The 14237-nt window shown below is 63.7% G+C and carries 2 protein-coding genes (1 of these 2 cut by a window edge); both read left to right on the forward strand.

The window, feature by feature from the left end; translation table 11 throughout:
• Nucleotides 1–13017 (forward strand): non-ribosomal peptide synthetase, encoded by a 13017-nt coding sequence (locus CKW17_RS01850; RefSeq protein WP_095118442.1) that lies wholly within the window; start codon nt 1–3, stop codon nt 13015–13017.
• A protein-coding gene (locus tag CKW17_RS01855) for a non-ribosomal peptide synthase/polyketide synthase (protein ID WP_095118443.1) crosses the window boundary here: on the forward strand, nt 13014–14237 show its beginning. It continues 16614 nt past the right edge of the window; only the first 1224 of its 17838 coding nucleotides appear in the window; it begins with the start codon at nt 13014–13016; its stop codon lies beyond the right edge, outside the window. The genes CKW17_RS01850 and CKW17_RS01855 overlap by 4 nt, the downstream gene beginning before the upstream one ends.

Genomic DNA, 14237 nt, shown 5'->3' on the forward strand with positions numbered 1-14237 from the left:
ATGCATTTCAGCGAACTGATGGCTGCCATTTCCACCCATGCGATCCGCCTTCAACAGGAAGATGAAGACCTGGTCATTCTGGGCAGCGACGACGCGCTGGATGACGCGTTGTGGGACAGCCTCGCGGCGCACAAGGCGCAACTGCTGGAGCTGGTTGCCCAACACGGCGGTGACTGGCTGAGCCCGGCCTTTCGCATCACCCCGGACATGCTGCCGCTGGTGACGCTGAATCAGCACACCCTTGACCGCATCGTTGCCACGGTGCCGGGTGGCGCCGCCAACGTGCAGGACATTTATCCGTTGTCCGCGTTGCAGGAGGGCATGCTCTATCACCACCTCTCGGCCGCTGCCGGTGACCCTTACATCTCGCAGGCGCGTTTCGTGTTCGACAGTCAGGAGCGCCTGAACGCCTTCGCCGACGCGCTGCGTTGGGTGGTCAAGCGTCACGACATTTTGCGCACCTCATTTGTCTGGGAGTACCTCGACGAGGCGGTGCAAGTGGTCTGGCGCGAGGCGCCGCTGGTGTGTCAGGCAATTACCGTCGACAGCGACCGAGACGTGCTCACGCAACTGCTCGAACGCCACGACCCGCAGCACTTCCGCCTCGACATGCAGCAAGCGCCACTGCTGCGCATGGTCTATGCGCAGGATCCGGCGCAGGGCCGCGTGGTTGCGCTGTTGCTGTTTCATCACATGATCATGGATCACGTTGCGCTGGATGTGCTGCGCCGGGAAATTCAGGCCTGCCTGCTCGGGCAGACTGCGCAAGTGCCAGCGGCGGTGCCCTATCGCGATCACTTGGCCAAGGCGCGCAGTGCGGGCAACGAGCAGGCGCAGGAAGCATTTTTCCGCGAGATGCTCGCCGATATCGACGAGCCGACGCTGCCGTGTGGCTTGCAGGATGTGCAGGGTGATGGCCACGCCATCGAGGAAGCCTCGCTGATGCTCGACAGCCGCTTGAGCCGGCAGTTGCGCGAGCAGGCGCGGCAGTTGGGCGTGAGTGTCGCGAGCCTGACGCACCTGGCGCTGGCACGGGTTCTGGGGCAATTGTCCGGGCGCACGGCGGTGGTATTCGGCACGGTGCTGCTGGGGCGCATGGACGCGGGCGAGGGCGGTGAGCAGGCGTTAGGGATGTTCATCAACACCTTGCCGCTGCGCGTTGATGTCGGCGCGCAAAGCGTGCGCGCTGGTGTACGTGCGACCCATCAGCGCCTGACTGCGTTGCTGGCGCATGAGCAAGCTTCGCTGGCGTTGGCGCAACGTTGCAGTGCCGTTGCGGTGCCGACGCCGCTGTTCAGCGCGATTCTCAATTACCGGCACAGCAGCGTCGAAGAAGTCGCTGACGTGGTCGACATTGCCCCCGGTGTGCAGGTGCTCGGCGCGCGCGAGCGCACCAACTACCCGCTGACGATCAACATCGATGACCTCGGCGCAGACTTGCGCATCACCGCGCTGGCGGATGCGGCGCTGGGTGCCGAGCGCATGGCCGCTTACTTGAATGCGGCGCTGGAGAGTCTGGCGGCAGCCCTGCAATCCAGTGCCGATGTGGCGCTGCAAGAGCTGAAAATCCTCCCCGCCAGCGAACGCGAACACCTGCTGCACGGCAGCAATTCGCCGCTGGCGCAGTTCCCCGACACCCCGCTGATCCACCAGCAATTCGAAGCCCATGTACAGGCCCGCCCGGACGCCACGGCGCTGATCTTCGAAGGGCAGGCGCTCAGCTACGGCGAGCTCAATCGTCGCGCCAATCAGGTCGCCCACCATTTGCTGGCGCTGAACATTCGCCCTGACGACCGTGTCGCCATCTGCGTCGAACGCGGCCCGCAAATGATCATCGGCCTGCTCGGTGTGCTCAAGGCTGGCGCCGGTTATGTGCCGATCGATCCGGCCTATCCGCTCGACAGAATCAGTTTCACCTTGCAGGACAGCGCCCCGGCAGCGCTGCTGATGCAGGCGGCGACCCGCGATCGTGTGGCCGCTCTTGAGGTGCCGCAGATCGATCTCGACAGCGCTCACCTCAAGGCCGAACTCGACAGCAATCCGCAGATCCCCGAGCTGACCCCGGCGCATCTGGCGTACGTGATCTACACCTCCGGCTCCACCGGTTTGCCCAAAGGCGTGATGGTCGAGCACCGCAACGTGGCGCGGCTGTTTTCTGCCACCCACGACTGGTTCCAGTTCAACCAGCAAGACATCGGGGTGCTGTTCCATTCTTTCGCCTTCGACTTTTCGGTGTGGGAAATCTGGGGCGCGCTGGCGTTCGGCGGGCAATTGCTGCTGGTCCCGCAAGCTGTCAGCCGTTCGCCGGACGACTGCTATGCATTGCTCTGCGAAACCGGCGTAACCGTGCTCAACCAGACGCCGAGCGCGTTCCGCCAACTGATCGCCGCCCAGGGTCGCAGCACCTTGCAGCATTCCTTGCGGGAAGTGGTTTTCGGCGGCGAAGCGCTGGAGCCGGGCTTGCTCAAGCCGTGGTATGCGCGGGTCGGCAATGCCGGAACGCGGTTGGTGAACATGTACGGCATCACCGAAACCACGGTGCACGTGACCTATCGACCGCTGCAAGCCGCCGACGCGCAGTTGCTCGGCGTCAGCCCGATTGGCGTGCGCATTCCCGACCTGCAACTGTATGTCCTCGATGCTCAGCGAGAACCGGTCCCCGTCGGCGTGATCGGTGAGCTATATGTCGGTGGCGCCGGGGTGGCGCGCGGTTATCTGAATCGCGAAGCGCTGACGGCCGAGCGTTTTATCAATGATCCGTTTGGCGAAAGCGCGGGTGCACGCTTGTATAAAACCGGCGACCTTGCGCGTTGGGCGGCGGACGGCAGCCTCGAATACCTGGGGCGTAACGACGATCAGGTGAAGATTCGCGGTTTCCGCATTGAGCTGGGTGAGATCGAGGCACGTCTGTCTAGTTGCGAAGGCGTGCGCGAAGCCGTGGTGATTGCCCGTGAGGACAGCCCCGGTGATCAGCGGCTGGTCGCGTACTGGCTGGCCGATGAAGGTGCGGCGCCGGATGTGGCGCAATTGCGTGATCATTTGCTGGCCACGTTGGCCGACTACATGGTGCCGAGCGCCTTCGTGCGTCTGGACGCTTTGCCGCTGACCACCAATGGCAAGCTCGACCGCAAAGCCTTGCCGGCACCGGACAGCGATGCATTCGCCCGGCGTGGTTTCGAGGCGCCGGTTGGTGACGTGGAAAACCTGATTGCCGAACTCTGGCAGACGTTACTTGGCGTCGAACAGGTCGGCCGCCACGACAACTTCTTCGAACTCGGTGGTCATTCGCTGTTGGCAGTGAAGCTGATCGAACGCATGCGCCAGCAGGACCTGCACTGTGATGTGCGCGTGCTGTTCGGTCAGCCGAGCGTGGCAGCGCTGGCGGCGACCTTGAGCAGCGAACGCGGCATTGTCGCTCCAGACAACCTGATCGAACCGGGTTGCACGCGCATTACCCCAGCCATGTTGCCGCTGGCCAATCTCGATCAGGCCGCGATCGACCGTGTCGTTGCAACTGTGCCGGGCGGCATCGCCAATGTGCAGGACATCTATGCGCTGGCGCCGTTGCAGGCAGGGATTCTCTATCACCATCTGGCGACCAGCGCCGGCGATCCGTATGTGTTGCAGGCGCAATTTGCCTTCGACGGTCTGGCGCAGATCAAAACCTTCGTCCGCGCCTTGAACGGCGTGATCGCGCGCCATGACATTCTGCGCACTGGCGTGGTCTGGGAGGGGCTTGAGGAAGCCGTGCAAGTGGTCTGGCGCGATGCGCCACTGGCGCTGGAACGCGTCGATGCCGATGAACTCGACGGCGACGTGCTCGAGCAGATGCAGGCACGTTTCGATCCGCGCCACTACCGTCTTGACCTCAATCGCGCGCCGCTAATGCGCTTTGTCTACACCGAAGATCAGCCGCACAACCGCTGGATCGGCATTCTCCTGCTGCACCATATCGTCCTCGATCACACCGCGCTGGAAGTGCTGGTCGCGGAAATGAACGACGTCATGCGCGGCGTCAGCAGCGATCTGCCGCCGCCGGTGCAGTACCGCCACTTTGTCGCGCAGGCGCGGCTCGGCGCCGATGAACAGGCCCATGAGACGTTCTTCCGCGAGATGCTCGCCGACATCGACGAACCGACCGTGGCCTTCGGTTTGCAGGACGTGCACGGCGACGGCAGCGATATCCTCGACAGTCATTCGGTGCTGGACGTCAGCCTCGGCCAACGTCTACGCGAGCAAGCGCGGCGGCTGGGTGTCAGCGTCGCCAGCCTGGTGCATCAGGCCTGGGCTCAGGTGTTGGCGCAGGTGTCCGGCCAGCAAGACGTAGTGTTCGGCACGGTATTGCTCGGACGCATGCAGGGCGGCGAGGGCGCTGATCGGGCGTTGGGCATGTTCATCAACACCTTGCCGTTGCGCGTCAGCGTCGGTGTCGAGTCGGTAGAGAGCGGCGTGCGTGCCACCCATGCGCGTCTGGCGCAGTTGCTCGGCCATGAGCAAGCCTCGCTGGCACTGGCCCAGCGTTGCAGTGGTGTCGCCGGGTCGCAGGCGCTGTTCAGCACCTTGCTCAACTACCGCCACAGTGCGCCGGAGTCGGCCGCTGTGACGTGGGACGGCGTGCAGATTCTCAGCTCCCGCGAGCGCAGTAACTATCCGCTGGTGGTCAGCGTCGACGACCTCGGCGAAGGTTTCCGCTTGAGCGTGCAAGCCGTGCCGCATGTGGACGGTGCGCGGGTCTGCGACTACTTGCAAACCGCCTTGCACAGTCTGGTCACGGCGCTGGAGTACACACCGCAGGCGCCGTTGCAGCAACTGACGATCGTGTCGCCGGGCGAGCGGCAACGGGTGCTGGTCGGTTTCAACATCAGCGGTCGTGAATATCCGCCCGCACAGACTGTGCCGCGTCTGTTCGAAGCACAAGTGGCGGCGCATTCCGAGGCGCTGGCGGTGGTGCAGGGTGAGCAACAGTTCAGCTACCGTGAACTGAATCAGCGCGCCAATCGTCTCGCCCATCACCTGATTGGCCTCGGCGTGCAAACCGATGATCGCGTCGCGCTGTGCCTGCGTCGCGGTCCGAACATGCTTGTTGGAATGCTGGCGATTCTCAAGGCCGGCGCCGGTTATGTGCCGATTGATCCTGATTACCCGGCAGAACGCATCGCCTACCTGTTGCAGGACAGCGACCCGATCGCGGTGCTGGCGCAGGCATTGACGCGCGACCTGCTCGGCAGGGTGCCGGTGATCGATCTGGACGCCAGTGACTGGCAGCACTTGCCCGAGCACAATCCGCAACTGCCGAAGTTGACCCCGGCGAATCTGGCCTACGTGATCTATACCTCGGGCTCCACCGGGCAGCCGAAAGGCGTGATGGTCGAACACCGTACTCTGGAAAACCTCGTGCACTGGCATGCTGAAGCCTTCGATCTGCACGCCGGCAGCCACACCGCCAGTGTCGCCGGTTGCGGTTTCGATGCCATGGCCTGGGAAGTCTGGCCAGCGCTGTGCGTCGGCGCGACCGTGCATCTGCCACCGCCTTCGATCGGCAATGAACACTTGGATGAATTGCTCGAGTGGTGGCGCGCGCAGCCGTTGCAGGTGAGCTTTCTGCCGACCCCGGTCGCCGAATATGCATTCAGCCGTGAGCTGGGCCATCCAACCCTGCGCACGCTGCTGATCGGTGGCGATAAATTGCGCCAGTTCCCACGGGATCAGACATTCGATGTGATCAACAACTACGGCCCGACCGAAGCCACGGTGGTGGCGACGTCCGGGCGCATCGAGCCCGGGCGGGTTTTGCACATCGGCCGGCCGATCGCCAATGCGCGGATTTATCTGCTGGATCGCCAGCAGCAGCCGGTGCCGACCGGTGTGCAAGGCGAGTTGTATGTCGGTGGCGCCGGGGTTGCGCGCGGTTATCTGAATCGTCCGCAACTGACCGCTGCACAGTTCCTCGACGACCCGTTCAGCGACGAGCCGCACGGACGGATGTACCGCACCGGCGACCTCGCGCGCTGGCTGGACGACGGCAATATCGAATACCTGGGGCGCAACGACGATCAGGTGAAACTGCGCGGTGTACGTATTGAACTCGGCGAAATCGAAGCCGCGTTGAGCGCTCATGACGCGATCCGCGAATGCGTGGTCCTGGTGCGCGACGGGCGTCTGGTTGCGTGGTTCACTGACATCGAGCAGGTCGAGATCGGCGACTTGCACCGCCATCTGCAAGCGCGACTGCCGGACACTTTGGTGCCGGCCGCCTATGTGCGACTGGACAGCCTGCCGCTCACGGCTCACGGCAAACTCGACCGCAAAGCCTTGCCCGAGCCGGATCAGGACGCGTGGCTCAGCCGCGAATACGAAGCGCCACAAGGTCCGGTCGAAACAGCGTTGGCGCAGATCTGGGCCGACGTCCTCAACATCGAGCAGATCGGCCGTCACGACAATTTCTTCGAACTCGGCGGCCATTCGCTGTTGGCGGTGAGCCTGATCGAGCGCATGCGTCAGGCCGGTCTGAGCGCTGATGTGCGCGCGCTGTTCAACCAGCCGAGCCTGGCCGCGCTGGCGCGAGCCTTGGGCAGTGGCCGGGAAATCGAGGTGTCGGCCAACCTTATCCCGGCCGATTGCACGTACATCACCTCCGATATGTTGACCCTGACCACGCTGGATCAAACCAGTATCGATCGTATCGTTGCCACGGTGCCGGGCGGCGCCGCGAATGTGCAGGATATCTATCCGCTGGCACCGTTGCAGGAAGGCATCCTTTATCACCATCTGAGCGCCGAGCAGGGCGATCCATACCTGCTGCAATCGCGTCTGGCTTTCGACAGCCTCGAGCGTTTACAGACCTTCGCCACGCATTTGCAGCAGGTCATCGCCCGTCACGACATTCTGCGCACCAGCGTAGTCTGGGAAGGCTTGCCCAGCCCGCAGCAAGTGGTCTGGCGCGAGGCGCAGATGGTCGTGCAGCAAGTGCCGCTGGAGGCGCACGACGGAGACATCCTCGAGCAGTTGCACGCGCGTTTCGATGCCCGGCATTTCCGCCTCGACCTGAATCAGGCACCGCTGATCCGCATGGTCTACGCCGAAGATCCGGCGCAACAGCAAGTCGTCGCCATTGTGCTGTTCCATCACTCGATTCTCGACCACACCGCGATGGACGTGATCGGTCGGGAAATGCATGCGTTGATGTTCGACCAGCTCGACACGCTGACGCCGCCGATGCCGTACCGCAACTACGTGGCGCAGGCCCGCTTGGGCGCCGATGAGCAGGCGCACGAAGCGTTCTTCCGCGAGATGCTTGGCGATATCGATGAGCCGACCTTGCCCTTCGGTCTGCAGGATGTCCAGGGCGACGGGCGTGGCATCGAAGAAGCGCTGCAAGCGGTGGATGCCGCGCTCAATCTGCGCCTGCGTGAACAGGCCCGGCAGTTGGGCGTCAGCCCGGCGAGCCTGATGCACATGGCTTGGGCGCAGGTGCTGGGCGTAGTCTCCGGCCGCCGCGACGTGGTCTTCGGCACCGTGTTGATGGGGCGCATGCAGGGCGGTGAGGGTGCTGACCGCACGCTGGGGGTGTTCATCAATACCTTGCCGCTGCGGGTTGATCTCGCTGAAGGTGTGCGCGCCGGGGTGAAGTCCACTCATGCGCGGCTGACGGCACTGCTCGGCCATGAACACGCATCGCTGGCGCTGGCTCAACGATGCACTGGCATGTCCGGTTCGGCGCCGCTGTTCAGCGCCTTGCTCAACTACCGGCACAGCGCCGCCGAACAGCAGGCGCGCGACGGTCAGGGCATCTGGCAAGGCGTGCGCATGCTCGGCGGCGAGGAGCGCAGCAATTATCCGCTAACGCTGTCGGTGGATGATCTGGGCGAAGGGTTTGCCCTCGACGTGCTGGCAGTCGCCGAGATCGGTGCGCAACGGATTTGCAGTTACATGCACACCGCGCTCGAACATCTGGTAACGGCACTGGAAGAGGCGCCGCAACGTCCGCTCAACCGTTTGCCGGTGCTCTCGGTGGCGGAATACGAACATTTGCTGGTTGGCTTCAATCAGCACTCAGCGGCTTATCCGCGTGGCGCGACGATTCAGCGGTTGGTCGAGGCTCAGGCCGAGCAGCAACCGGATGCGGTGGCAGTGGTGCAGGGCACGCAGCACCTGACCTACGCGCAGCTCAATCAGCGCGCCAATTGTCTGGCCCATCACTTGCTCGGGCTCGGCGTGCAGCCCGACGACCGCGTCGCCGTGTGTCTGCGCCGTGGCCCGGACATGCTCGTCGCGCTGTTGGCGATCCTCAAGGCTGGCGCAGGTTATGTGCCGGTCGATCCGGCGTACCCGGCGGAACGCATCGCTTATCTGTTGCAGGACAGCGCGCCGATGGCGGTGCTGGCGCAGGCGTCGACGGCTGATTTGCTTGGCGCCGTGCCGCTGATTGATCTGGACAATCCCACTTGGCAGCAGTTGTCCGAGAGCAACCCGCAATTGCCGGCGCTGACCCCGGCGCATCTTGCTTATGTGATCTACACCTCCGGCTCCACCGGCCAGCCGAAGGGCGTGATGGTTGAACACGCGACGCTGGAGAACCTTGTGCACTGGCACTGCGAGGCCTTTGACCTGCGCGCCGGCAGCCACACGTCGAGTGTCGCAGGCTTCGGTTTCGACGCCATGGCGTGGGAAGTCTGGCCGGCGCTGTGCGTGGGCGCGACCCTGCATCTGCCGCCGGAGTCGGTGAGCAATGAGCACCTCGATGAGTTGCTGGAATGGTGGCGCGCGCAGCCGTTGCAGGTGAGTTTCCTGCCGACGCCGGTGGCCGAATATGCGTTCAGTCGCGACCTCGGGCACCCGACCTTGCGCACGCTGTTGATCGGTGGCGACAAACTGCGCCAGTTCCCCCGCGAACAGACGTTCGCGGTGATCAATAACTACGGCCCGACTGAAGCCACGGTGGTTGCGACTTCTGGCGCGGTCGAGGTCGGGCAGGTGCTGCATATCGGTCGGCCGATGGCCAACGCGAAGATTTACTTGCTCGACGACCAGCAGCGTCCAGTCCCGGTCGGCGTTGCGGGAGAGTTGTATGTCGGCGGTGCCGGTGTGGCGCGCGGTTATCTGAATCGCCCCGAGCTGACTGCCGAACGCTTCCTCGACGACCCGTTCAGCGACGAACCGCAGGCGCGCATGTACCGCACCGGCGACCTCGCGCGCTGGCTCGCTGACGGCAACGTCGAATACCTGGGGCGCAACGATGATCAGGTCAAACTGCGCGGCGTGCGCATCGAACTGGGGGAAATCGAAGCAGCGTTGAGCGCTCACGCGGCCGTGCAGGATTGCGTGGTGCTGGTGCGCGACGGCCAGTTGCTGGCGTGGTTTACCGAACGCCGGAACGTCGAGATCGAGGATTTGCGCAGTCATCTGCAAGCGCAGTTGCCGCAGGCCCTGGTGCCCGCCGCTTACGTGCGCCTGCAAGCACTGCCGCTGACTGCCAACGGCAAACTTGACCGCAAGGCGTTGCCGGAGCCGGATCAAACGGCGTGGCTGAGCCGCGAATATGCAGCGCCACAAGGCTCGGTGGAAATCGCGCTGGCACAGATCTGGTCGGACGTCTTGAACGTTGAACAGGTCGGCCGTTACGACAACTTCTTTGAATTGGGCGGGCATTCATTGCTGGCGGTGACGCTGATCGAACGCATGCGGCAGGTCGATCTGAGCACCGACGTGCGCGTGCTGTTCAGCCAGCCGACATTGGCCGCGCTGGCGGCGGCGGTGGGCGGTGGCCGCGAGGTTGCAGTGCCGGACAATCTGATTGCCGCCGATTGCACGCACATCACCGCGGACATGTTGACGCTGGTGCAACTGGATCAGTCCAGTATCGAACGCATCGTCGCCACGGTGCCGGGTGGCGCTGCCAACGTGCAGGATATTTATCCGCTGGCGCCGTTGCAGGAAGGGATTCTGTATCACCATCTCAGCGCCGTGAAAGGCGATCCGTACCTGCTGCAATCGTGTCTGGCGTTCGACAGTATTGAACGTTTTCAAGGGTTCGCTGCGGCGCTGCGTCAAGTCATGGCGCGCCACGACATCCTGCGCACTTCGATAGTCTGGCAAGGCCTGAAGGCGCCGGTGCAAGTGGTCTGGCGGCAGGCGGAGCTACCGGTCCAAGCCGTGGCGCTGGAGCCTGCGCAGGGCGAAGCCATCGATCAACTGCGGGCGCGCTTCGATGCGCGGCACTGGCGTCTGGACCTGGATCAGGCACCGCTGCTGCGTCTGGTGTATGCCCTCGACCCGGACAATCAGCGTGTCGTCGCCATGCTGTTGTTCCATCACATTGCCATGGACCACACCGCGCTGGCTGTGGTCAGCGCAGAAATGCAGGCGATTTTGCAGGGCGATGAGCGCCTGCCGGTGGCCGCAGTGCCGTACCGCAATTATGTCGCGCAGACCCGCCTAGGCGTCAGCGAACAAGAGCACGAAGCGTTCTTCCGCGAGATGCTCGGCGACATCGACGAACCGACGCTGCCATTCGGCTTGCAGGACGTGCACGGCGACGGCAATGACATCGAGGAAGTCTGCCAGCCGCTGCCTGCTGCGGTGGCGCAGCGTCTGCGCAGTCAGGCACGCTTGCTCGGCGTCAGCGTCGCCAGCCTGTTCCATCTCGCCTGGGCGCGGGTGCTGGCGGCAACGTCTGCGCAGGAACGCGTGGTCTTTGGCACGGTGCTGCTGGGCCGCATGCAGGGCGGTGCGGGCGCGGATCGCGGGTTGGGCATGTTCATCAACACCTTGCCATTGCGCGTGGATGTCGATGAAACCGATGTGCGCGCCGGGGTCAAGGCGACCCATGCGCGGCTCAGTGCGCTGCTGGCCCACGAACATGCTTCGCTGGCGCTGGCCCAGCGTTGCAGCGGTGTCGCGGCGCCGTCGCCACTGTTCAGCGCAATGCTCAATTACCGGCACAGCGACAATGAAACCCGACAAGAGGCCAAGCGTGAATCCTGGCAGGGCATCGAATCCCTTGCCGGTGAGGAACGCACCAACTACCCGTTGACCCTCAATGTCGACGATCTGGGCAGCGGTTTTGCACTGACAGTGATGACGCCGTCGCGCATCGGCGCAGCACGCATCGGTCAGTACATGGAGAACGCGCTGACCGCGCTGGTTGAAGCCTTGGAGCACACACCACAGCAAGCGTTGAATCGCCTGACGGTGTTGCCGGACGAGGAGCGGCAGGCGTTGCTGTTCGGCCTCAATGCCACCGACGTCGATTACGATTTGCAGCAGACGCTGCACGGCTTGTTCGAAGCGCAGGTGCAGCGTACGCCGCAGGTTGTGGCCGTCGTTGCCGGCGAACAGGCATTGAGCTACACGCAGTTGAACGAGCGCGCCAACCGCTTGGCCGGGCATTTGATCAGCCTTGGCGTGCAAGTGGATTCGCGGGTGGCGATCTGCGTCGAACGCAGTCTGGAAATGGTCATCGGTCTGCTGGCGATCAATAAGGCCGGCGCCGCTTATGTGCCGCTGGACCCAGCCTATCCGGCGGAGCGTCTGGCCTACATGCTCGAGGACAGCGCGCCGGCCGTGGTGCTGGTGCACGGGGCGACCCGCGCGCTGTTGGGAGAGCTCTCGGCACCGGTAATCGACCTCGATCAGAACACTTGGCAATCCCTGTCTGCCGACAATCCGCAAGTTCCGGCGCTGACGCCCCAACACAGCGCTTACGTGATCTACACCTCGGGCTCGACCGGCCAACCGAAAGGCGTGGTCAACGAGCACGCCGGGGTGGTCAACCGTTTGTTGTGGATGCAGGACGCCTATCGCCTGACCGCTGCCGATTCGGTGTTGCAGAAAACCCCGTTCAGCTTCGACGTGTCGGTGTGGGAGTTCTTCTGGCCGCTGATGACCGGCGCGCGACTGGTCATGGCGCGGCCCGACGGGCATAAGAATCCGCAATACCTCACTGAAGTGATCGAAACCGAAAACATCACCACGCTGCACTTTGTGCCGTCGATGCTCGATGTGTTCCTCGCCAACAGCGACACCACACGCTGCGATAGCCTGCGTCGGGTGATGTGCAGCGGTGAAGCGTTGCCGGGCAGTCTGGTGCGACGTTTCAAACTTCAGTTGACGGGCAGCGCGTTGCATAACCTGTACGGTCCGACCGAAGCCGCCGTCGACGTCACCGCTTGGGATTGCGTCGGCTCCATCGAGCAGACCCCGGACAACACACCGATCGGCAAACCGATCGCCAATACCCGCCTGTACATCCTTGATGCGCAACAGCAACCGGTGCCGCAAGGCGTGGTCGGCGAGCTGTACATCGCCGGTGTGCAGGTGGCGCGCGGTTATCTGAACCGGCCTGAGCTGAGTGCCGAGCGCTTCCTCGACGATCCGTTCCAGCCTGGCGGGCGCATGTACCGCACCGGCGACGTCGCGCGGTATCGGCCGGACGGCAACATCGAGTATCTGGGGCGTAACGATGATCAGGTGAAGATCCGCGGTCTGCGTATTGAGCTGGGCGAAATTCAGGCACGCCTGACCCAGGTCCACGGTGTGCAGGAGGCCGTGGTGGTCGCCCGTGAAGACGTGCCGGGCGACAAACGTCTGGTCGCCTATTACACCGGCGAGCGTTTGGAAATCGACCTGCTGCGCAGTCAACTGCTGGAGCACTTGCCGGACTATATGGTGCCCGCGGTGTTCGTGCATCTCGACGCTTTGCCGCTGAGCCCCAACGGCAAACTCGACCGCAAGGCGTTGCCGGCGCCGGATCAGCAATCGCTGAAAACCCGCGAATACGAAGCCCCGGTCGGCGACGTCGAAATCACCCTCGCACGGCTCTGGGCCGAGCTGCTCAACGTCGAACGGGTAGGGCGCCACGATCACTTTTTTGAACTGGGTGGTCACTCGCTGCTGGCGGTCAGTCTGATCGGCCGGTTGCGTCAGGAAGGCATGGAAGCCGATGTCAGGGCGTTGTTCGAACAACCGACCCTGGCCGGCTACGCCGCAATTACCGAAAGAATGGAGATCGTCCTGTGAATGTGCTCGAACTGTTGGCAACCCTGAAGGCAAAAGACATTCAGTTGGCGGTGACCGATGAGCAATTGCGCGTCAATGGCAACAAACAGGCGTTGAGCGATCCGGCGTTGCTGGCCGCGCTGCGCGAGCACAAACCGGCGCTGATCGAACTGATCAAGGCCGGGCAATACTCGGCCACCCGCGTCGGCCAGATCGACGTTCCGGCCAACGGCATCCTCCCCGGCACCACGCACATCACCCCAGCGATGGTGACCCTGGCCGAAGTGGATCAGGCGACCCTCGATCGCTTGCTCGCCGAGGTCCCGGGCGGCGCCGCCAATGTGCAGGACATCTACCCGCTGGCGCCGTTGCAGGAAGGCATTCTTTATCACCACGCGAGCAACGAGCAGGGCGATCCCTACGTCATGCAATCGTACTTCGCGTTCAGCAGCCATGAGCGTCTGCAGGACTTCGCGCAAGCCTTGCAAAAGGTCATCGATCGCCACGACATCTTGCGCACGGCGGTGCATTGGGAAGGGCTGGACGTGCCGCTGCAAGTGGTCTGGCGTCAGGCACAGTTGCCGATGGAAGAGGTCGTGCTGGCAGACGGCGCAAGCGCTGCGCTGCAGCAATTGCACGAACGTTTCGATGCGCGGCATTTCCGTCTGGACGTCCGGTGCGCGCCGATGATGCGCCTGGCCTACGCGTGGGACGAGGACGGTCAGCGCGTGGTCGCGACGTTGCTGTTCCATCACATGGCGCTGGACCACTCGGCGCTCGATGTGGTGCGTCACGAACTGCTCGCCTGCCTCACCGGCCAGGATCAAACGCTCGGCCGCCCGGTGCCGTTTCGCAATTACGTGGCGCAGGCGCGGCTGGGCATCAGCGAAGCCGAACACGAGGTTTTTTTCCGCGACATGCTCGCTGACATTGCCGAGCCGACGCTGCCCTACGGTTTGCAGGATGTGCAGGGTGACGGCCTCGGCATCGCCGAGCTGAGCCTGCCGATCAACCCGTTGCTCGGCCAGCGTCTGCGGGCGCAGGCGCGGCAGCTCGGCGTGAGTGCCGCGAGCCTGTTTCATCTGGGCTGGGCGCAGGTACTGGCGGTGCTCACCGGTAAACAAAACGTAGTGTTCGGTACGGTGCTGATGGGCCGTATGCAAGGCGCCGAAGCCACCGAACGGGCGCTGGGGATTTTCATCAACACCTTGCCGCTGCGGGTCGATGTCGATGCGCAAGGC

The organism is Pseudomonas sp. Irchel s3f10 (assembly GCF_900187515.1).
Lineage (GTDB): Bacteria > Pseudomonadota > Gammaproteobacteria > Pseudomonadales > Pseudomonadaceae > Aquipseudomonas > Aquipseudomonas tensinigenes.